Raw genomic sequence first — 205 nt, forward strand, 5'->3', positions numbered from 1 at the left:
CGAGGCAGGTCTCCTCGTCGTCGTACGCGAAGTGCGCGACGCCGGAGGTCTCGGCGTGGACGTCGGCGCCGCCCAGGCCGTTCTGCGTGATCTCCTCGCCGGTCACCGCGCGGACCACGTCGGGCCCGGTGATGAACATCTGCGAGGTCTCACGGACCATGAACACGAAGTCCGTGAGCGCGGGCGAATAGGCCGCGCCGCCCGC

1 protein-coding gene is annotated in these 205 nt (G+C 70.7%); it reads right to left on the reverse strand.

Annotated features, from left to right (window positions below):
* Window positions 1-205, reverse strand: a 205-nt coding sequence (locus tag IG54_RS39015; RefSeq protein ID WP_037898506.1) for a carboxyl transferase domain-containing protein, incomplete at both ends; no start/stop codon positions are given.

The sequence above is a fragment of the Streptomyces sp. NRRL S-920 genome (assembly GCF_000717945.1).
In the GTDB taxonomy this organism is placed as follows: Bacteria; Actinomycetota; Actinomycetes; order Streptomycetales; family Streptomycetaceae; genus Streptomyces; species Streptomyces alboniger.